25 protein-coding genes and 1 pseudogene are annotated in these 18899 nt (G+C 47.4%); 4 read left to right on the top strand and 22 right to left on the bottom strand.

Going from position 1 to position 18899, the window contains the following annotated elements; genetic code table 11:
- Positions 1-72 precede the first annotated feature (72 nt).
- On the bottom strand, positions 73-873 hold the full coding sequence (gene cbiQ, locus ACTOY7_RS08380) for a cobalt ECF transporter T component CbiQ (protein WP_394683244.1): 801 nt from the start codon (positions 871-873) through the stop codon (positions 73-75).
- A gap of 13 nt (positions 874-886) precedes the next feature.
- Positions 887-1885: an energy-coupling factor ABC transporter permease gene (locus ACTOY7_RS08375; RefSeq protein WP_482672133.1), complete on the bottom strand. Its 999-nt coding sequence runs from the start codon at positions 1883-1885 to the stop codon at positions 887-889.
- 314 nt (positions 1886-2199) lie between these two features.
- Between ACTOY7_RS08375 and ACTOY7_RS08370 the strand changes: the two genes are divergently transcribed.
- Complete coding sequence (locus ACTOY7_RS08370) at positions 2200-3294, top strand: RelA/SpoT-related domain-containing protein (protein ID WP_300826338.1); 1095 nt, start codon at positions 2200-2202, stop codon at positions 3292-3294.
- A 111-nt stretch (positions 3295-3405) separates the two neighbouring features.
- On the opposite strand, the gene ACTOY7_RS08365 is transcribed toward ACTOY7_RS08370, so the two are convergent.
- The 5 genes from ACTOY7_RS08365 to ACTOY7_RS08345 form a co-directional block, all read right to left on the bottom strand.
- Positions 3406-4611: an ABC transporter permease gene (locus ACTOY7_RS08365; RefSeq protein WP_160282836.1), complete on the bottom strand. Its 1206-nt coding sequence runs from the start codon at positions 4609-4611 to the stop codon at positions 3406-3408.
- On the bottom strand, positions 4611-5387 hold the full coding sequence (locus ACTOY7_RS08360) for an ABC transporter ATP-binding protein (RefSeq protein ID WP_482672132.1): 777 nt from the start codon (positions 5385-5387) through the stop codon (positions 4611-4613). The genes ACTOY7_RS08365 and ACTOY7_RS08360 overlap by 1 nt, the downstream gene beginning before the upstream one ends.
- A 126-nt stretch (positions 5388-5513) precedes the next feature.
- Positions 5514-5990, bottom strand: coding sequence for a hypothetical protein (locus ACTOY7_RS08355; protein WP_160282797.1), 477 nt, complete (start codon positions 5988-5990; stop codon positions 5514-5516).
- Positions 5957-6196 (bottom strand): helix-turn-helix transcriptional regulator, encoded by a 240-nt coding sequence (locus ACTOY7_RS08350; protein ID WP_160282798.1) that lies wholly within the window; start codon positions 6194-6196, stop codon positions 5957-5959. Before ACTOY7_RS08350 ends, ACTOY7_RS08355 begins: the two co-directional genes overlap by 34 nt.
- Positions 6197-6372: 176 nt before the next feature.
- Positions 6373-6645 carry a zinc ribbon domain-containing protein gene (locus ACTOY7_RS08345; protein WP_160282837.1) on the bottom strand — a complete coding sequence of 91 codons (273 nt, stop codon included), beginning with the start codon at positions 6643-6645 and terminating at the stop codon, positions 6373-6375.
- Between the two features lie 512 nt (positions 6646-7157).
- Here ACTOY7_RS08345 and ACTOY7_RS08340 point away from each other — a divergent pair.
- The gene (locus tag ACTOY7_RS08340) at positions 7158-7331 is read left to right on the top strand and encodes a hypothetical protein (protein ID WP_300885768.1); all 174 of its coding nucleotides are present in this window, start codon (positions 7158-7160) and stop codon (positions 7329-7331) included.
- A gap of 420 nt (positions 7332-7751) precedes the next feature.
- Here ACTOY7_RS08340 and ACTOY7_RS08335 read toward each other — a convergent pair whose 3' ends face one another.
- From ACTOY7_RS08335 to ACTOY7_RS08325, 3 genes are all read right to left on the bottom strand, one after another.
- Positions 7752-8018 (bottom strand): hypothetical protein, encoded by a 267-nt coding sequence (locus ACTOY7_RS08335; RefSeq protein ID WP_300885767.1) that lies wholly within the window; start codon positions 8016-8018, stop codon positions 7752-7754.
- Positions 8019-8192: 174 nt separating this feature from the next.
- Positions 8193-8564, bottom strand: a complete 372-nt coding sequence (locus ACTOY7_RS08330) for a hypothetical protein (RefSeq protein ID WP_300885766.1) — start codon at positions 8562-8564, stop codon at positions 8193-8195.
- 40 nt (positions 8565-8604) lie between these two features.
- Entirely contained in the window at positions 8605-9180 is a 576-nt protein-coding gene (locus tag ACTOY7_RS08325; protein WP_300885765.1) for a DUF5067 domain-containing protein, read from the bottom strand.
- Positions 9181-9356: 176 nt separating this feature from the next.
- Here ACTOY7_RS08325 and ACTOY7_RS08320 point away from each other — a divergent pair, with 176 nt between their 5' ends.
- Positions 9357-9503: a DUF6364 family protein gene (locus ACTOY7_RS08320; protein ID WP_300885764.1), complete on the top strand. Its 147-nt coding sequence runs from the start codon at positions 9357-9359 to the stop codon at positions 9501-9503.
- A 318-nt stretch (positions 9504-9821) separates the two neighbouring features.
- On the opposite strand, the gene ACTOY7_RS08315 is transcribed toward ACTOY7_RS08320, so the two are convergent.
- Positions 9822-10973, bottom strand: a complete 1152-nt coding sequence (locus tag ACTOY7_RS08315) for a serine/threonine protein kinase (RefSeq protein ID WP_300886260.1) — start codon at positions 10971-10973, stop codon at positions 9822-9824.
- Between the two features lie 90 nt (positions 10974-11063).
- On the opposite strand from ACTOY7_RS08315, the gene ACTOY7_RS08310 reads away from it, so the two are divergent.
- Positions 11064-11501, top strand: coding sequence for an XRE family transcriptional regulator (locus tag ACTOY7_RS08310; protein ID WP_300886261.1), 438 nt, complete (start codon positions 11064-11066; stop codon positions 11499-11501).
- Between the two features lie 93 nt (positions 11502-11594).
- Here ACTOY7_RS08310 and ACTOY7_RS08305 read toward each other — a convergent pair whose 3' ends face one another.
- From ACTOY7_RS08305 to ACTOY7_RS08255, 11 genes and pseudogenes are all read right to left on the bottom strand, one after another.
- Positions 11595-12206 carry a hypothetical protein gene (locus tag ACTOY7_RS08305; protein WP_160282800.1) on the bottom strand — a complete coding sequence of 204 codons (612 nt, stop codon included), beginning with the start codon at positions 12204-12206 and terminating at the stop codon, positions 11595-11597.
- Between the two features lie 48 nt (positions 12207-12254).
- The gene (locus tag ACTOY7_RS08300) at positions 12255-13496 is read right to left on the bottom strand and encodes a M56 family metallopeptidase (RefSeq protein WP_394683381.1); all 1242 of its coding nucleotides are present in this window, start codon (positions 13494-13496) and stop codon (positions 12255-12257) included.
- Positions 13497-13504: 8 nt separating this feature from the next.
- Complete coding sequence (locus ACTOY7_RS08295) at positions 13505-13906, bottom strand: BlaI/MecI/CopY family transcriptional regulator (protein ID WP_160282805.1); 402 nt, start codon at positions 13904-13906, stop codon at positions 13505-13507.
- Positions 13907-14331: 425 nt separating this feature from the next.
- The gene (locus tag ACTOY7_RS08290) at positions 14332-14679 is read right to left on the bottom strand and encodes a PilZ domain-containing protein (protein WP_160282806.1); all 348 of its coding nucleotides are present in this window, start codon (positions 14677-14679) and stop codon (positions 14332-14334) included.
- 98 nt (positions 14680-14777) lie between these two features.
- Entirely contained in the window at positions 14778-15620 is an 843-nt protein-coding gene (locus ACTOY7_RS08285) for a 4Fe-4S binding protein (protein WP_482671728.1), read from the bottom strand.
- Positions 15621-15672: 52 nt separating this feature from the next.
- Positions 15673-15852, bottom strand: coding sequence for a CD1871A family CXXC motif-containing protein (locus ACTOY7_RS08280; RefSeq protein WP_482671721.1), 180 nt, complete (start codon positions 15850-15852; stop codon positions 15673-15675).
- A 252-nt stretch (positions 15853-16104) separates the two neighbouring features.
- Positions 16105-16830, bottom strand: coding sequence for a cyclophilin-like fold protein (locus ACTOY7_RS08275; protein WP_482671722.1), 726 nt, complete (start codon positions 16828-16830; stop codon positions 16105-16107).
- On the bottom strand, positions 16827-17375 hold the full coding sequence (locus ACTOY7_RS08270) for a LysE family translocator (protein WP_482671723.1): 549 nt from the start codon (positions 17373-17375) through the stop codon (positions 16827-16829). Before ACTOY7_RS08270 ends, ACTOY7_RS08275 begins: the two co-directional genes overlap by 4 nt.
- Positions 17376-17387: 12 nt before the next feature.
- On the bottom strand, positions 17388-18218 hold the full coding sequence (locus ACTOY7_RS08265; protein WP_482672134.1) for an MATE family efflux transporter: 831 nt from the start codon (positions 18216-18218) through the stop codon (positions 17388-17390).
- Positions 18216-18491: pseudogene (locus ACTOY7_RS08260) on the bottom strand (MATE family efflux transporter); the annotation flags it as partial. The gene ACTOY7_RS08265 and the pseudogene ACTOY7_RS08260, both read right to left, overlap by 3 nt.
- A 12-nt stretch (positions 18492-18503) precedes the next feature.
- A complete protein-coding gene (locus ACTOY7_RS08255; protein WP_482671724.1) occupies positions 18504-18872 on the bottom strand; it encodes a hypothetical protein in 369 nt (122 codons plus the stop codon).
- Positions 18873-18899 lie beyond the last annotated feature (27 nt).

Below are 18899 nucleotides of genomic sequence, written 5' to 3'. Positions count from 1 at the left end.
CAACATCCCGGCCTGCTCCCGGAATCTTACCGTCCGGAAAACCAGCCCCGGCCTGCTCTCAAAACCACCTGATCAGGAAAACAGCTCCCCGGCCAGAAGAACGACCGGCCATCTCCGCAGCAGCGCGATCACTGCGGCCCAGAACAGCAGATATGCCAGGTCCTTCCCCTGAAACGCCGTCCGCTCCCGCAGATACGCATAGTCTCCCCGATATCCCCGAAGCAGCATACTATCATAAACCTCATTCGCCCGGTCCATGCTCCGCAGAAGGAGCTGTCCCGCGAGGGGCCCCCATGCCTTAAAATGGATCCCCTTCTGGTGGGGTGCCCGCAGCAGATACGCCTGGGTGATGCGGTCCACTTCCTCCAGAAGCACCGTAATATAGCGGTAGGTCAGCATAAACTGCGTCGCCACTGCCTTCGGAATACGCAGCAGCCGGAGCGCATAGCAAAGCCGGTCCACAGAGGTTGTGGCGATCAGCAGATAGGATGCCAGCACACTGAACACCCCTTTCATGATCAGCGTCACCATGGACAGCACTCCCGCGCTGATCCGGATCCCCTCAATGACCACCGCATTTTGGTCCAGAAATGGATTCAGAATCCCCACAAAACAGACCAACGGCAGCACAAGCCGAAGCCGTTTCAGGCTGTCGGCAAAGGATAATTCCGCCAAAAGAAACAGAGCCATCGGATAGACAGCCATCCCGGCAGTCCCTGCCACATCATATTTATGGAAGGATACCACTGCCGAGATATACAAGATCGTCAGCACAAGCTTGACCAGAGGATGAATTCGGTTCACCCACTGGTCCCTTGACGCCAGCATATCCATATGATGTATTTCACAAATTGCGCCGCTGATCCTGTTCATACCCGCATATTCCTTATGATTCCGTACATTTCCTGAAAAATTTAAACAAATAGCATGCTCCCACACAGACGCCTAAGACCGCAGCCGCTCCCGCAATTCCGGAAAATGTGGTGCCCAGTGCCGACTCTGACCCCTGGAATGCATAATCCGGCAGCAGCGATGTAGCTTCCTGCACTGCCCCGGACGCCTCATAGATTCCGCCCTCCGCTTCCAATTCTGCCGAACCGGTCAGTTTCTCAATGGACCATTCCAGTCCGTCCGGATGGGAAGAAGCCGCCAGGGACAGCCCCCCTCCGATCAGCACTGCGGCAGCAGCCAGGATAAGGACCGTCTTTTTGAAGGAAAATCTTCCCCTGTTTTCCTCCTCCGGCGAGCTGCCATAGAGCAGCTCCGGCCTTGCTCCATATACAAACATAAGCACCGCCGCGGTGATCAGCCCCTCCACAAATCCGATTGCCAGATGGATCGGCTGCATCGTCCCCACAAAGACTATAAACGGCAGCTCCGTGATCCCCGAGGCCCATGTTTCCAGACACACACTGAACGCCCCCAGCTGCAGAGTCAGTACACATCCCAGGATCGAGGCCGCCGCGATCTTTGCTCTGGACATCCCGTGCTTCATCAACGGCTTCCAGATCAGAAGCGCTCCCAGAAAGCATCCGTAAAACGCCATATTCCAGACATTACAGCCCAAAACAAGAAGCCCTCCGTCGGCAAATAACAGCCCCTGGATCAGGAGCACCCCGATCATGGTCAAAAAACCCGCATAGGGGCCCAACAGTGCCGATAAAAGCATCCCTCCGCACAAGTGGCCGCTGGATCCCGTTCCCGGAATCGTAAAGTTGATCATCTGGGCCGCGAACACGAAGGCCCCCATCACCCCCATCACCGGAACCTTTTTTGTATCTACATCCAGGCGTACCTTTTTCACTGAATAAGCCGCTGCCGCCGCAGAACAGACGTACATCGTACCTGCCACCGCCGGAGCCGCCAGAGCATCTGCCATATGCATTGCAATCCCTCCCATTTTCGACCATTTTACCGGTTCCTATTCACAGTCAATTCACGCACATGCAAAAAAACAACCGGTACGTTACATTTTACTATATCAGATTACCATATTACAGCAGCAATACAAGCCCCCCTGGGGGTTAATTCGCCGGTGGTTTTCCCGTACTACATTTCAATTGTAACATTGAAACAGCCCCCATTTTATGGTACAATAAGTGAGCGAGTACATGAGGAGCCGCGGAAAAATAACGGACACATCCTGACTTGTCTGTATCCATTATTTTTCTACAGTTCCCAAGATAAAATTGAGGTGGCATGATGCATAGGATACTTGTCGCAGATGACGTGGAGATCAACCGCGAGATACTGCATGATATGCTGATGGAGGATTATATCGTAGAGACAGCGGAGGACGGTACGCAGGCCATCCAAAAGCTGCAGGAATACCGGGGCGGCATCGCGGCCCTTCTTTTAGATCTGCAGATGCCGAATACGGACGGCTACGCGGTCCTGAACTGGATGAACGACCAGAAGTGGATCAACATCATCCCTGTCCTGATCATAAGCAGCGAAAGGGCCGTGGAGGTTGAAAACTATTGCTTTGAAATGGGTGTTTCGGATTTTATCCACAAGCCCTTTAACAGCTCCATTGTAAAAAAGCGGGTAGACAATATCGTAGAACTCTTTACCCGCAAAAACGCAATGGCGCAGACCATCGCCAAGCAGACAAGAGCCCTGGAGGAACAGCGCCAGATCATCCGGCTCCATACCCGCCAGCTGAGAGATACCAAGATCTTTAACGACCTGATGATGCAGTACCGCAGCGCCATCATGGTGATCGAGGCAAAGCTCAAGGTCCTTTACGAAGAATTTGCTCAGGAGTACAACCGGAATCCGTTTGAGTCCATCAAGAGCCGCCTGAAATCTCCGGAAAGCATTTATGAAAAGCTGGACCGGAAAGGATATCCCATCACGGTGGAGAGCATTCGGGAATATCTCACCGATGTGGCCGGTGTCCGTGTGATCTGTTCCTTTCCAGATGATATTTACCGCCTGGCAGATCTGGTGGTTCAGTCCAATGACATCATCCTGGTGCAGAAAAAGGACTACATCAAGGATCCAAAATCCAACGGCTACCGCAGTCTGCATTTGATCCTGGATGTCCCGATTTTTCTGTCCATCGGGAAAGAATACGTAAAGGTGGAAATGCAGTTTCGGACCATTGCCATGGATTTCTGGGCCAGCCTGGAGCACAAGCTGCGATACAAAAAGGATGTGGAAAATACAGAAGAGATCGAGCGGCAGCTCAAGGTCTGCGCCGATTCCATTGATGTCCTGGATTATCAGATGATGCAGATCCGCAACCGGATCGATAAGACGAATACCGCATTGCTCGTGCGGGATCTGTAGCAGCTTTGGATATATAAACAACTGTATGTAAATATCCTGCGCAATCTGTTCAGAAACGGCAGGAAAAAAAGGCTGTCGGGAAATGACTGTTTTCCCGGCGGCCCTTTTTTCTTATATCGCCATCATCTTTTCACTTTCAAATGCCTTTGCGATCACTCCCACAAGCACCGCTCCCAGCGCCAGCGTCACCCCGAGTGTCATCCCATACTGCGCGGCGGTGACCTCCTGGGTCAGGATTCCCTGCAGCGCGATGGATGTATTATAGATCGGAAGCATATAGAACCAGCTCTTGGGCGCGTCTGTTGTAAACATGGTCATGATCCCCAGCACCAGGACCAGCATATACATCGGCGTCACATAAGAGCTCGCCTCCTTGACCGTCTTTGCAAATACAGACACCAGTACAATAATCGCCGAATATAAAAATGCGATGGCCACCAGCAAGAGTGCCAGCATTCCAATCTGCCGCGGGCTCAGCGTCAGGCTGATGCCCAAATCTTCTCCGGACGCCCCGCCCAGCATCTGGGGCATGAATACCACCATGGCCGCCACATACACCACCGACGATGCCCCGGAAATAATCATCAGCGCAAATACCTTTCCCAGCACGATAGAGCTTCGCTTGATCGGGGATACCAGAAGGCTTGCCATCGTCCCTCGCTCCTTCTCTCCCGCAACCATGTCTGTTCCGATTCCCATGGCCCCGGCAAACAGAAGGATTGTCACGAAGTAAGGCAGCATCGTTCCCAGTACCTTTCCCCCGGCCTTCTGGTCATCCTGGATGATCATATCCGGATTGTCCGAATTTACAGTAAATACCGTCAGCTTCTGCATATCGTCCACCCGCTCTGCCAGCAGCGTCTGCCGGTACATTTCCAGCGCCCCGGTGGAGATGGTATCAAATGCCGCCCTGGAATATTCCTCCGACGGATTGTAGTAGGTCTTCACCTGTACGATTTCGTCCCCTTTCTGGTAATTTCCAACCGCTTCCGCAAAATGCTCCGGAAACTCAATCCACAGATCCGCCTCTCCGCCGCGGATCTGATCCCTCAGCTTCTCCCGGTCCTTCACGTCCCGAACCTCACATGCGATCCCGGTCTGCCCCAGAAATCCCTCAAACTCTACAGGCGCATTTTCCACATATACCACCGGCACATGCTTCTCCACATCCTGCTCTGCTTTCTGACTCATATTGCTGACAAGGCTCATCACCACGATCATGATCACGACCGGAAGGATAAATACGGAAAACAGCATTTTCCCGTCCTTGAATACGCGGGCCAGCTCCTTGCCGCAGATCTGTCTGATTCCGTCCATCATAACGCCTCCCCCTTTCTCTCCCTGTAAAGCTCAAAAAACGCGTCCTCCAGATCCTGCGCCCCGGTCTCCTGTAAAATCTCCTCCAGCCTTCCCTCGGCCACCTTCTGTCCGTCGATAATGACGCCGATCCGGTCGCAGATCTTCTCCGCCTCAGACATGATGTGGGTAGAGATGATCACCAGCTTGCCCTCATTTCTCAGCTTTTTCAGGTAATCCGTCACACCTCGCGCCGTCACCACATCCAGCCCGTTGGTGGGCTCGTCAAAGATCACGATGTCCGGGTCATGGACCAGGCATACCGCGATGGACGCCTTCTGTCCCATTCCGGTAGACAGCTCCTTGATCTTTTTATGCGCAAAATCCTTGATCCCAAAATACTCGAACAGCTCTTCCTTCCTGGCCTTCAGCTTCTCCTCCGGCACATGGTGGAGCCTTCCGAAAAAATCAAACATATAGTCCACGGAGAACTGGGAATCCAGCTTGATGTCACCTGTCAGAAACCCGATTTTCTCCCGTACCTGCTCCGGCTCCTTCTGCACCTCGTGCCCGGCAACATAGATCTCCCCCTTCGTGGGACGGATAATGGTGGAAATGCATCGGAGCGTGGTCGTCTTTCCCGCCCCGTTAGGCCCCAGCAGCCCGTAGATCTCCCCCGGCACCGCCCGGAGGCTTAAGTCGTCCACCGCTGTTTTCAGGGGATTGGTCGTCTTGGATTCCTTCATCTGCTTCTTATTCAGCTTGTAGATCTTTGTCAGATTATTGATCTCAATCATGAAATCACCTTCCTTTTACTTATTACTGTTGTATGTTACGATTCAGAACAGCGCGGCACAGACACGTCTGCTTCGCAGATGATCCGCCGCAATGCAGCTTTTGTACATTCCTGCTGTTCCAAATGGTTACATCACCTTGCCATAAATTATTCTTCCAGTGATGAACAGGGCGAAATACAGCATGACCAGCGCCCATACCGTCCAGAAGACTTCCATACTGAAAAATCCGGCAACAAGCATGATCACATATCCTGTAAAGATCAGAATTACCCCTGCCGTATTGTGCGCTTTCAGGTTCAGCTGGACATTCCGCTCGTCATATTCCTGCAGCCGCTTCATCCGAAGCTTCTTCTCATCCTTCAGGAGACTTCTGATCCGCAGAAACCATACGGCGCCTGCCCCCAGGATTCCGCATCCAATCCCCATATACAACCCGGCCAGAAACTCCTTCTCCTCCCCTGACTGCATGAGAATAAGCGACACGGCTATGGATGCGGCTCCCCCAAGCATCAGCACCGGGATAAATTTTTTTCTTCTTTTTAAAGTTTCCCTGTATTCTTCATCTGTATTCACGGGTTCCCATATTGATGATTTGAACAACATACGTTTTCCTCCTCCAAGTCAAATATAAACACATCTTCAATTCCCATCCCAAAGTACTGCGCGATCTTATGCGCAAGAACCAATGATGCCTTGTACCTCCCGTTTTCCAGAGAGATGATCGTCTGCCGCGTCACATCCACCGTATCCGCAAGCTCACTCTGGGTAATGCGCCACTCTTTCCTCAGTTCCTGGATCCTGTTCTTCACTTCGCCCCCCCCTCCAGATTTTTCGGAAATCATGCATCCAAAAAATTGTCAAGTTGACTTTACTCATATAGTATAGTTCACTTTACACTAATTGTCAAGTGCATTTTACAAAAAAAGACTAAAAAAACAGGAAACCATTTCGATTTCCTGTTTCGGCATACCGTATGCGGAAGTGATCAGTTTTTCCAGCGTTTCAGTGTCGGGAACCACTCAAGCATGGCTTTTCTTGCTTCTTCTTCACTCATATCAGGGTTGGCCGCAGCCATATTCGGTACACATGCCTCAATCATTTCTTCCATCGTACCATGAAACGTAAACTCACCCTTTTCAAAACAATACTTACAATATTCCTCATTTCCGCTGCCGTCGGCATTTGTTCCGTACAGCTCATCCGTATCTCCCATGGGCATACCGCAGCACTGACAAAATTTCTGATTTCTTTCATTCATGTCGTTCATTTTCTTTACCTCTTTCTAATGTGTTTAAAGTTTATGTATAGCTGTATGCTATCGTATTTACTTTAACACACATATCCTGACACCTTTTGTCAAGGTTTATAAAAATACATTTACTTTTTCCATTTTGTCTGCTATACCTGTGGTGTGAAAACAAATCGGACAATGTCATTCTGACGGTTCGGCAGTTCTGGCAACTCGCCATATTTCATAGCAATTGCAGCCCATTCACTTGTATTACAAAAGAAAGGAACCCCGATCACCCTGCTTGCCACAGAGTCCTCCACTTATCAGGAAAGCCCGGACGCGCCGCCCAGCTCCCGGATGTCTGATATCTCACTTCTTGTCAATGGTGTTGATTTTTACCATCTTGAATGTCAGATGCACAACGATCAGGATATGGTCATCCGCATGATCGCATATGATCTTCATTTCGCCATGCAGTATACCGCTTTTAAGGATAAAAAGAATGACGGGTTTGTCATATGTGGAAGGAGGCAGACCTTATGACAAAGCCATTGATCGAACTACCCAGCGTACTCCAAAAACGCCTGCGTACTGAGAATGATGCTCTGATTGCTGACCTCGCTGAGAGGGATGCTGTTATCGCTGATAAAAATACGGAACTCGCCCGAACGAGAGAACTGCTGACGCAATATCACATTCCTGTGCCATCATAAGGTTTTATTTTCACACAGGCATACCGATTAAAAATGCAGATAAAAAGTCGCAATCCCCACCATTTAGATTGCGACTTTTTTCTTACCGGTAAATCCTCTATAAATATTATCTGTAACAATTTTTAAATGGATCATAGTTCCTCTGTGCTTCTGATAAAGGCACCTGGCGCGCATTATTGGGATTCATATTTCCGCAATTCGGTTTATTGTGATATTTACTTCCTGTTGCTGATAACCATACCATTCCCTCTACTGGAGCCGCCTGCTGATTCTGTTATTGCGCGATACGTGCCTGCTCGGCTGCAATCCGCGCCTGTTCAATCGCTTCTTTATCTTCAAATTTTAACGTAACCGTATTGCTCGTAACGTCCGAATACTTTACGCAAATGTCAAATTCACCATCTTCAGATGATGTAAATATTATTTTATCATTCTTAAAATCCAAAAGCCAAACAATCCGGTAAGCAAAGTTTTAACAATTCCATTCCACTTTTTATTTCTCCATGTCAAAACAATGCCAACAGGAAAAAATACAACTAAGCAAAATATAATCCAGCCCGTTTTTTGATACCAACGCTCTTTTTCCTTCTTCATAGAAGCCAGATTATTTTGTTTCTTACCAGATGTACCTTTCTTTCGCTGCTTCGATGTCTTAGCAGCACTTTTTTTCGTAGTTTTGCCATTCATCAATTTGCATCCTCTTCCATAGATTGCCTGTTTTCTCTACACGCCATAATACATTTTAAGTATATCACAAAATCGCTTATAGACCAAATATTAACATTCTCGCCGCATTACTCCAATTTATAATTTAATAGTACATACCCTTTCTCCAGATCCAAGTTCGCTTTTCCGCAAATTTTATTTTTTCTTTTTACTTTTCGGATTATTTTTATGTCCCATAGAAGCCAGATGCATGATTCCACAGATTCCGGAATACACGCCCCATATCCTTAAATCGCTGTAACTGCCAGCCATGGTCAATCCTAACAATGCGCCGATCACATATAAAATTGTACATGCAATATTTCCGCCGTTCTTATCCTGATTCCTCGTTGCAATTGAAACGATACCGCCTGACAGCAAGCATACCGCAACCATAACTCCCGCAGTTCCACTGACCTCTCCATTTGCTGACAAAGCATTTCCCACTCCTGCGGCACATGATTGAAAGGTTACGAATACAAATAAAATAATTGATAAGATACCCGTTACTAATTTAGCTGTTTTCATTTTGTTTTCTCCTACTGTATTGTTATATTTTATTTCCATACTACTGCAACGCCAGTTCCTGTTCCTGGTATATTCCATCCCATATATTGTCCAGTGAGTGATCTGACACTTTCAATATGACCGGATTACTCAAATCCTGAAGTCCATACATAAACGCAATTTCCAGTGATGCGTCCTTCATTAATTCCTTAGAAAGATTTTCTTCTGCTTCATTCGTTTCCATAAAATCACCAAATGTCCTATCACATTCTACGCCATTTTGAAATACTTGAGGATAAAATGTTGATTGTGCTGTTTTTGTTTCTTCTGATTTATTTGTATATGTAAAATAAATTCTTACAGCATCAGCGCCGTTATAATCCTTCACAATTTCATGTCTTACATAAATCAGGCTTCCCTCCGAATTATCAAGATTAATCTGCCCTACCTGCGTCTCACTGCCCTCATTCTCCTCTGTCTCCATTTCATCAGTTAGGATATCCTCTTGATTCTCTTCTGTGTTATTTTTTATTTCTTGTCTTATAGGTTCTTTCTGGCTTATTCCTCCATCACTGCCGCATGCTGTCAAAACAGCCATCATCAATACTGTGATCATCAAATTTCTTCTCTTTTTCAATCCTTTCCCCTCCATTTCATCCTACTTTATACTACTTTATCGTATATATGCGTATATGTCAATATTTTATCGTATATATTTATTATTACAAATTATCATAAAGAGTTACACAATCCCCCTGATTGAGAATCACGCTAATTTACTATTTTACAAATAAAATCTAAAAGGAGCCACATATGAAACCACTTAAAAGCAAAGTCAGTATCACTCTTGATTCTGATATTATTGAAAAGATCAAACAGCTTGCGGAAAACGATGACCGTTCTTTCTCACAGTATATCAATCTCATCCTGAAAGAATATCTGAATCAAAAAGAAGCATAGGATTCAATCTTATGCTTCTCTATTATGCCCCCTTATTCTGTTTTTGTGGTATGCTGCCGGCATACATTTTTTTAATCCATATTGGACGTAAGGATGATAGGTCAGCAATTGTGCGAACCAGGCAATTCAAGAGTTCGGTTTCTGGCCGGATGGAGTACTAGTACAGCGTTGCGTATATAATGGTGAATAATGTACCTGATATTTTTGTCAGGACAAGGCGGAGGAAAGAGGAGATGCGGTGGCATCGTTGATTGACGACAACGCAGTGCTGGCAGAAATAGCAGGCGCAGAATTCACCGTTAATTACGCAATGCTGTACTAGCCCCAGATCAGCATCTCCAACAATGTACACAGCATCGCAGCGACCACAACCAGAATACCTGCCACAGCTATATAAATCACACCCTTCAGCAGTCGGTTCTCTGTATTCAAAAAAGGAACATATCTCTGACATCCCATATAATTAAACACAATCCCTGTTTCCGTTAAATATGCTATCAGTAGCACGCTCTTTTCTATGAAAGCTCTTCCGCCGGTAAGCTGCAAATCCAGCCCAACGCTTAAGTTTAGTATCATCAAATATCCAAGAACAGCAACCACCATTTTCCAGGCCTCTCCGCTTCGAAAGCCCGGCGGAAGAAACCTGCGCCACCCTGATGTTTTTTCCGCCTCCCGTTCCAATTCAGCCGATTGTGCCCTCAAAATACCATGTCCCTCAACAGCGTTCCGCGCCTTCTCATCTCCCTTTTTCTCTGCCGAATAGATTTCTTCCAGGGCCGCCTTCAATTCAGCCACATTCTGATACCGATCATCCGGGCTTAACGCGGTACATCTCTCTATCACATTTCCCAGGAGTCCACCCAGCATTTCTTCCGAAGGAAGCTTCCGCAATATACAATAATTCAGCAGTACTCCCAGAGCATAAATATCCGACCTTCCATCCGTTTGCGCATATCCCCACTGCTCCGGCGCCGCAAACCCTCTTGTCCCCATCACAACCGTATCCCGCCTTTTCCCGTGACTCACGGTCCTGGCAATATCAAAATCAATCAGCTTCACATCCTTCTGCGGCGTTATCACAATATTTTCCGGTTTCAGATCCCTGCATATGATCGCAGGTTCCGCCATGTGAAGCGGTTCCAGGGCACAGCATAAGTCTGACACAATACAGCAGGCTTCCTTTGCATTCATTCTTTCCTCATACAAGATATCCTCCAGATTCCGGCCCTCAAAATACTCCTCGATCACAATCAGCTTCTCCCCGTCCTCCGCACATTCATAGATTTCCGGAGTATACTTACTTCCACGGGATTTCAAAAAAGCATAAATCTTCTTCTGTTCGGCGCTCATTATCTTCTTCACGGCAATCTTCCCCGTGATAGAATTTCTTACTATCCAGACAGACGCATTCCCATTCAGTTTCCCCAATTCCTCATATTGAGACAGCGCATACCCTTTCTCCAGATCCAAATTCTCTCCTCCTTAGCAACGATTCTGTTGCATTTCCCTGAAAAAAATTATATGATACTTTTATCATTTCTTCAAGAAGGGAGTTTCAAGTTGATCACGCAAAAGAAAACCCATGAGCTGGAACAAATGCTTTCTGAGATTCGATCAGAATCCGTCCTGCGGGTCGTTTCCGAAGAGCTGTCCCGCTCGGAACAAAAGATATCCTTTCCGGAATACCTCCTCGCAAAAATGCAGGAAAAGAACCTTTCCCCCAGCCGCCTGTGGGAACGTTCCCAGATACACCGCACCTATGGCTATCAGATTTTAAACGGTACAAAAAAACCAGGCCGCGATAAAGTCATCGCTCTTTGCCTGGCTCTTTCCCTGTCCCTTGACGATACTCAGCGTGCCCTCGCCCTTGCAGATGCTGGTGCCCTGTATGCCAGAAGGACACGGGATTCTCTCCTGATTTATGCTCTACAGAGAAATCTGTCTGTCCTGGATACAAATCTCCTTTTGTCAAACCATTCACAGGATCCTCTTTCCTGATAATTCCATGCAAAAGCCTTCTCCGGCGACATGTTTTTATAAAATTCAAATGGTTATTGCATACAATGTTCATTCAGGGGACAGGAATTCCCTCTATCCCCTTAGATCCATCCGCATCCTGGAAACCTGATCCCGAAACGTCATCGCCGAATACCTCTCTCTTGCCGAAATCTTCAATCCCAATTCAGCCGCCGCTCCTTTCTGCCCCGTCGAAGCCTCCGCTCCAGAATCCTCTGCCGCGGCAAATCCCATCCGTACTCTCTCCTGAACCGCCCGCGCCGCCTTTTCACTGATTTCCTCCCTGTCCTGGTCATGCCCGCCGGAGGCAGCGTTATCTGAGGCGCCATTTCCGCTGATCCGCAGATTGTCTCCCGCAGCCTGCTCCCGCTCCGCTTCCTTCTCTGCTTCCCGTTCCGCAGCCTTCTCCGTCGTCTTCTCTTCCAGCCTTGCCTCCATCTCCGCTTTTTTCTCCTGCACAGCTGCCTTCTGAGACTCCTCCAGTTCCTCCCGTGCCCTGGCCAGCGCCTCTCCCGCATGATCCAGTTCATTCCCACCGTACATGCTTGCCCGCTCGACCAGCTCCAGATCCGGATTCCGCTTCCGCAGCTCCCTCGATACTATATTCATCGGCTTTAACGCCGCCTTTGCACTGGAATCCGCCGACATCAGCGCAAAGCTCAGTCCGCCTGTGATTAAATTAGCCAAATTTCCGTCCTCCATTCATTCCAATCTCAACCCACAAAATCTCCACATTCAGATCCACTTTAAAATCATTACCGTAATATATGCGTCACTGTTCTCATACGGAATTTCCAGCCGCTCCTCCTGTCCCGCATAATCCACATACACAAGATTCCCATTTCCTCCAAAGCCCGGCAGCTTTTCATAACCGCCGAAAAGAATCGAAAATTCCCTTTCTTCAATTTCATATTCCTCCAGAATCAGATCCATAGCCGCCCTGTCGATCATCACCCTCTCGTCATCCGCCGAAACCGCCTTTCTCAAAATCCCGCTGTCCTTCAAGATCCAGAATTCCCCCGCGTCATTCTCCAGCACCATATCCGTAAGCTTCACATAGCGGGGCAGTGAATGATTGCGGACCGTCAAAAATATTCCCGCCAGCACTGCCAGTCCGCATGCGCAAAAAGCCCGTATCCGCCGTCTGTCATAGGGTTCATATTCCGTGATCCTCTGTATCCTCTGCCGGATATCCCGGTATTCTTTTTCCCCCGCAAACGCAGCCGTTCCTTCAAATGCCTCCGTCCGCAGGACTTTCATTGATTTGATCAGCAGCCTTCCATATTCATAAGCATCCCCGCCGCTCTCCTGTATCGTCACCTGATCGCAGATATCCTCCAGGTCTTTCCGAAACGTCCTCATACACCTCCCTATGAAGAAATTCGGCCAAAGCAGTATCCGCAGCACATCTCCCAAGAACAAACACCGCAGATGCCCCAGACGGATATGCATTTTTTCATGGAGCAGGATCATCTCCAGCTCCTCTTCCCGGAATTCCTCGATCATGGTCCTGGGAACGACGATCCTTGCATGAAACAGCCCTGACGCAAACGGCACAGCCGCCATCTCACTGACCAGGACCTCCTGCCCGCAGATATACCGTCTCTCGAAATGCCGCATCATTGTACAGAGCCTTCTTCGCTTTCCGATCATCAACCCTGCACAGACAGCGATCCCCAGTATATAGCCATATCTGACCGGCCGGCATACCATACAGAGATCGTTCCACCACATGTACAGCCTCGGCACCCATGGCCTGTCATAAAACAGACTCAGCTTTCCCAAAAACGGAACTACGGAAAATATTCCCCACACCATTCCCTTTAGAAATGTAGTTTTCATGAACGCTCCCCTGCGCAGGATCAGGATCAAAGCCAGCACCGGAAAAGACAGCAGGACGCACCGTCCCAGCTGTATGGAAAAATAAGTCGTAAGATCATCCAGCAGATTCAGGAAACGCAGTAATCCGTACCACATGTTCCCGCTCATTTCTTTCCTTTCCCCTTACTCTTCTCCAAAATTTCCTCCAGCTCATGGATCTGTTCGTCTGTCAGCGCGATACTTTGGATCAGTGACGCAAGCGCGCTGCTCTGATTCCCTGAAAAATAACTGTCCGCAAATTTCCTGCTCTTGCTTCTTAGACATTCCTCCTTTGATTTCAATACCGAATAGTGGTAGACCCTGGAATCCTTCTCATCCACCCGATGGCTCAGGATCCCTTTCTGACACAGCCGGTTCATCAGCACACGGATCATTTTCGGTGTCATATCCAGCTTCCCTTCCAGCCTTCGGATCACTGCCGATGAAGTCATAGGTGTATCACTCTCCCAAAGCACTTCCATGATCAGCCATTCACTCTCACTTGGCGTTGCATCTTCACTTCCCATAAAGCATCTCCTTTGCTCAAAAATTTAACGATCATACCTATATATCGGATAACATCCGTTTATTATTAACATTTGTTTTCTATTTTTTTATTTTTTTCAGTTGCACGACTGCAAACCGCCGCAGTGCGCATCCTCCTGAAAGGTTTCTAACTGTACAACCGTACAATTAGAAAGGTTTTTGTTCTAAAGGAAAATCCGAAAAAGTTTGCAATAAAAAACTGCCGGAAAACGCTGTATTTCCCCAATCTATGCCACAATTTCTAACAAATCGCAGCTATACATCGTATGGAAATCTCATTTTCCAGCAGTCCTTATTCTATATTTCTGTTCTCCGTTCAGGCCTCCGCAGTTCCTGCACTGCCCTGTAAAGAACATCTGCCGCTATTTCTCACAGGCAGTACCAAAATCAGGCATGCCCGGAGCAATTATTTTTCATTGATTCGGTCGATCATCTCATAGATCTCAATCCGCTTGGCATTCACTTCCGGCAGCCCCATGAAAATCGTTCCGCAAATATACCGCTCTTCCTTCGTCTGTTCAATCCGGACTACTTTCAAAAACGCATGGATCGTTTCGTCGTTCCAGATCCTCAGATGCGCCTCATACACGGCTCCGATAGACAGCGGCGTATTGCAGATGAATCCGACACCTGTCTTGGATACATCCAGCACCTCAATCTCTACTTCTTCTGCCTTCACTGAATCATCATTCATATTTTTAATCAACAGCTTTGCAGACAGGCTCATGCGTCTGTCCTTTCTTTTTTCTTCCATAGTTCCGTTAGCTCCTTTCAGGCAATTCTTTCTATCTCTAATTTTAGACCATTTATCGGAATTTGTAAAGAATACAGACCGAACTGTTTCATTTTTATTCACCGGATCGCCTTCACCGGACATACCTTCTTACATGCCCCGCAGCGGATACATTCCGGATCGTTGGGATTCTTTACCGGATCTACCTGCATTTTACAGGAATGCGCACAGGCTCCGCACTTCACACATTTTTCCTGATCCACCCGATACCGGAACACGGAAATCGGATTAAATACCGAATAGACCGCCCCCAGCGGACATATATACTTGCAGAATGGCCGGTAGATCACGATTGAAAGACCAATGGTAATCAGCAGCAGTACGTTCTTCCACACGTACAGCCACCCAAGGGCGCTCCTCAGGGATTGGTTCAGCAAAACCAATGGAATCCCGCCCTCCAATGTCCCTGCCGGACAGATCAGTTTACAAAAATAGGGCGCTCCCTGACCCAGGATATCCACCAAAAACATCGGCAGCAATATAACAAATACAATCAGTATCAGGTATTTTAATTTTCTCAATATCCTGTCCCCGCGAAAAGCCGTGATCTTTTTCGAAAACGGAATCTTATGGAGCAGATCCTGGATCAAACCGAACGGACAGAGCCATCCGCACACAAACCTGCCGATCAGGGCGCCCACAAACATCAAAAATCCTGCCGCATAAAACGTCAATTTAAAATTCCAGCTCCCGATGACAGCCTGCATAGCCCCGATCGGACATGCCCCAAGAGCCCCTGGGCAGGAATAACAATTCAAGCCAGGAACACACAAGCTTTTCAGCTTCCCCTTATAAATCTTCCCCTGCGCAAACCCCAGCAGATAGCTGTTGGTAAGCAGTGCCCAGGTTGCCTGTATCCCGTGTCTTTTCCATTCCTTTACTCCTGAAGATCCTCCGGACATGCCGGCCGCTGTCTGCCCTTTAGACCTCCCTCTGCCATGCATCTTTTTGTTCTTATCCAATTCCAATACACTCCAAACATATGTTAATCGCTTTTTCCAGCACTGCCGCCGCTTCCCCCCGGTAAATCCCGAATCCCATCATAGCAAGCCCTGCTGCCGCAATCAAAAGTCCTATCTTTCCCTTTCCTGTTTTCCAAATTTCCTTCCATACAACATCCTGATGCTTTGACATTTTCCCTTTCCTACTTTCACTGATTTAGTTATTCCTATATTATAATCTATTCTCCTCCTATCTTCAATTGATAAACGCAAAAAAGAAATCCTGTATAAATCAAATGCAAGTTTTCTCTTCCTTCTTTACCTCACCTCCGGAAATATGATCTTATTTACAACAAAGAAAATCGTATCTGTAGCCTTGTTTTATTTCCACAGATTGGTTTGACTTCCTTTCAGCAAAAACCAGCCCATATATTCTCTCAAATTCCTATTCCAGCGAAAAAATCACCGTCACATCTCCACTTCCAAGCGCATCTTCCCAGCCGGTCAGATCATCAATATGCCCCAATCTCGTGTAGCTCCAGGAATTGGAACCATAGAAAATAACAATCTGGTTCCCATTGTATAAGACGATATCCCCGGCCTGTGTCGTGGTCTGGCTGTTGCTGGCCGGAAGCCTTATTCCCAGAGAACCTACCTTTTCAAAGCCGGAATAGTCACTCATCTGGATCACCACAGGACTCTCCCGCATCATTTCCACCAGAGCAGACACGGCTTCATTCTCTTCCAGTGTCGCTGAAAATACCATATCACCAACCTGCACATTCATATTTACCACTTTATTTTCCTCCATATTATTCTGAATATTTGTTTCTGTCGTATCCATTTCATTTCTCTCGGTTTCCTGCACAGATTCAGATTCATTTACAGATTCAGCTTCATTTGCATCCTCCACCAGTTCTGCCATGTTTTCAGATCCATCCACTACGGTACTCTCTGGCATTGTTTCATCCGCAGTTTCCGTGGAATCCATAGCCGCAGAGGATTCATCTACATTCTCCGAGCCGCTCAAACTATCAGATTGTGAGGAATTTTCTATCGTGGAAGGCTCTGCCTGACGGCCGGGTGTCTGAGCCTGTGTATCATTCTTTCCACAGGCTGCCATACAAGACAGGATGATAGCCAGATACAAAACTGTATAAAATTTTCTCATCGTTTACCTGCTCCTTTTTTAACTTTTTCACATAATTTCATATCGGGATTGCCCTTATAAAAACAAGGATTCCAAACAAGCTCAATACTACTCCGAAAATCCGGTTCATCTTCCGGAAGCTGTCCACCCGCTTTTGTGTTATCTCCTGCAATACCAAACCAGGAAAAAGCAAACATAAAGGTCAGGATTGCCGCCGGATTCGTAATCCCTACTGCAAAAGAAGAAAGAAACATCCTCACCTTTCCCGACACTTCCGGGACTTCCGCTGCCTCTCCTTTTCGGAATAGCAGCCGGATTCCCATAAACAGGACAATGGTTCCTCCCACCAGATGAATAGCCCCCTGGTATTGCAGAAGAAAATCTGAAATTATGGTCAGGCCAAAAGCTCCAATTGCCGCATAGATGCAGTCCGCTATGGAAGAACCCATTCCTGTGAGAAGCCCTGCCTTTATTCCATGCTCCCATGTTCTCTGTACTGTCATTGCTCCCACAGCCCCTACCGGCACACCGAAGATCAGCCCAATCAGAATACCCTTAAAAAACATATTCACCTCTTGTCATTCACTGCACATTACTGTCAATGCTCCTAAACTCTTCCCTGATTCTTTTTTCCAGAGAATCATTCCTACAGGAATCACCAGCGCTTCTGCCAGCACGAACGCCCACCAGATCAATGACAACTCACCAAACCAGGAAACAGCTGTAATCAAAAGCACTGGCATGACCACCTGCCTGCTCAAAGTAAGCAGCATACTCTGGACTCCCATTCCCAATCCTTGAAAAGCGGATGAAAAGGTAAGGCATACATTGGAGAGAAGATAGCTTACCGCCATGATCCGCAGAGCCGTCACGCCTATCGCAAGCATTTCTTTCGAAGCATCAAACAACAAAAGTACCTGTTCCGGCACGATTTCCATAATGAGAAAAAATACACTGTAAAGCATAACGGAATACAGCATCGCCCACCGGCAGCTCTGATATATCCTTTCCGGTTTTTTCGCTCCATAATTGTACGCCACAATGGGGATCAGCCCGCTTCCCATCCCATTCACCCCGACAGTCACAAGCCCCTGTATTTTTACGCAGGCTCCATAGACGGCAACCGCCGTGGGTGTAATGGCCATGAGGACTGAATTCACATAAATTGCCAGCACAGAAGTAATCACCTGCACAAATGTACTTGGTATCCCAACTTTTAAGATTGCCGCCATACACCCTGTATCTGCCTTTATAGTAAAACGGATTGGAATTTCCCGATTCCATCTGCAGTTAATAAAATACCCGGCGAAACAGCCAATCCACTGGCCGATTACGGTAGCCAGAGCCGCTCCTGCCGTCCCCATAGCCGGAAGTCCAAAGTATCCGAAAATAAGGATTGGGTCTAACACCAAATTGGTGATGGAAGCGGCAGAAAGCGTAAATAAAAACAGCGAAGATTTTCCGCTTGCCATCACAAAACGGTCAAACACCCATTGTCCCATCATACCCAGGGAGCCCAGCATACAGATTCGCAGGTATGGGATTCCATATCCCATAATGGTTTCGGCTCCGCCGGACTGCCATCTGAAATAGGGTTTCATCACAGTTAGTTCCAGCATAACAACCAGTACCCATGCCAGAAATGCCAATACCAGCGCGGCAGATGCCGTTTTCTTTACTCTGTCCTGGTTCTTCTATCCTAACACATTTTCAATACTGCTCTCTTTTTTCACCTTTTCCGGAAGAGTATCTGACACTTCTTTCAAATATTGATAGTTTTCATCCGCTGTGTATTTTTTATAGCTTTCCATTCCCCGGTACCAGATTTCTTTTCCTCTTGCCATATAATCCGGAGGAACTTCCGGCGGCAGGAGCCAGCCGTATTCTTCCGGCACCGTTTTGTCCTCCTGCTCCAGTGCTGCCCTGCAGGCAGTGATATGGTTCCTGATAAGGTTCAGGTTCACGCCGTCCGGCCAGAATGGATCCTGCCCACCCTGACAAAATAAGCGTTTCCAACGAGCATACTCTTCTTTTAGTTCCGCTCTGTAATCAATTTTTTTCATATTTTTCTCCAATGCAGCCAATCCGTT

This window comes from Schaedlerella sp. (assembly GCF_056796775.1).
This window is presented reverse-complemented; position numbering and strand designations above follow the sequence as displayed.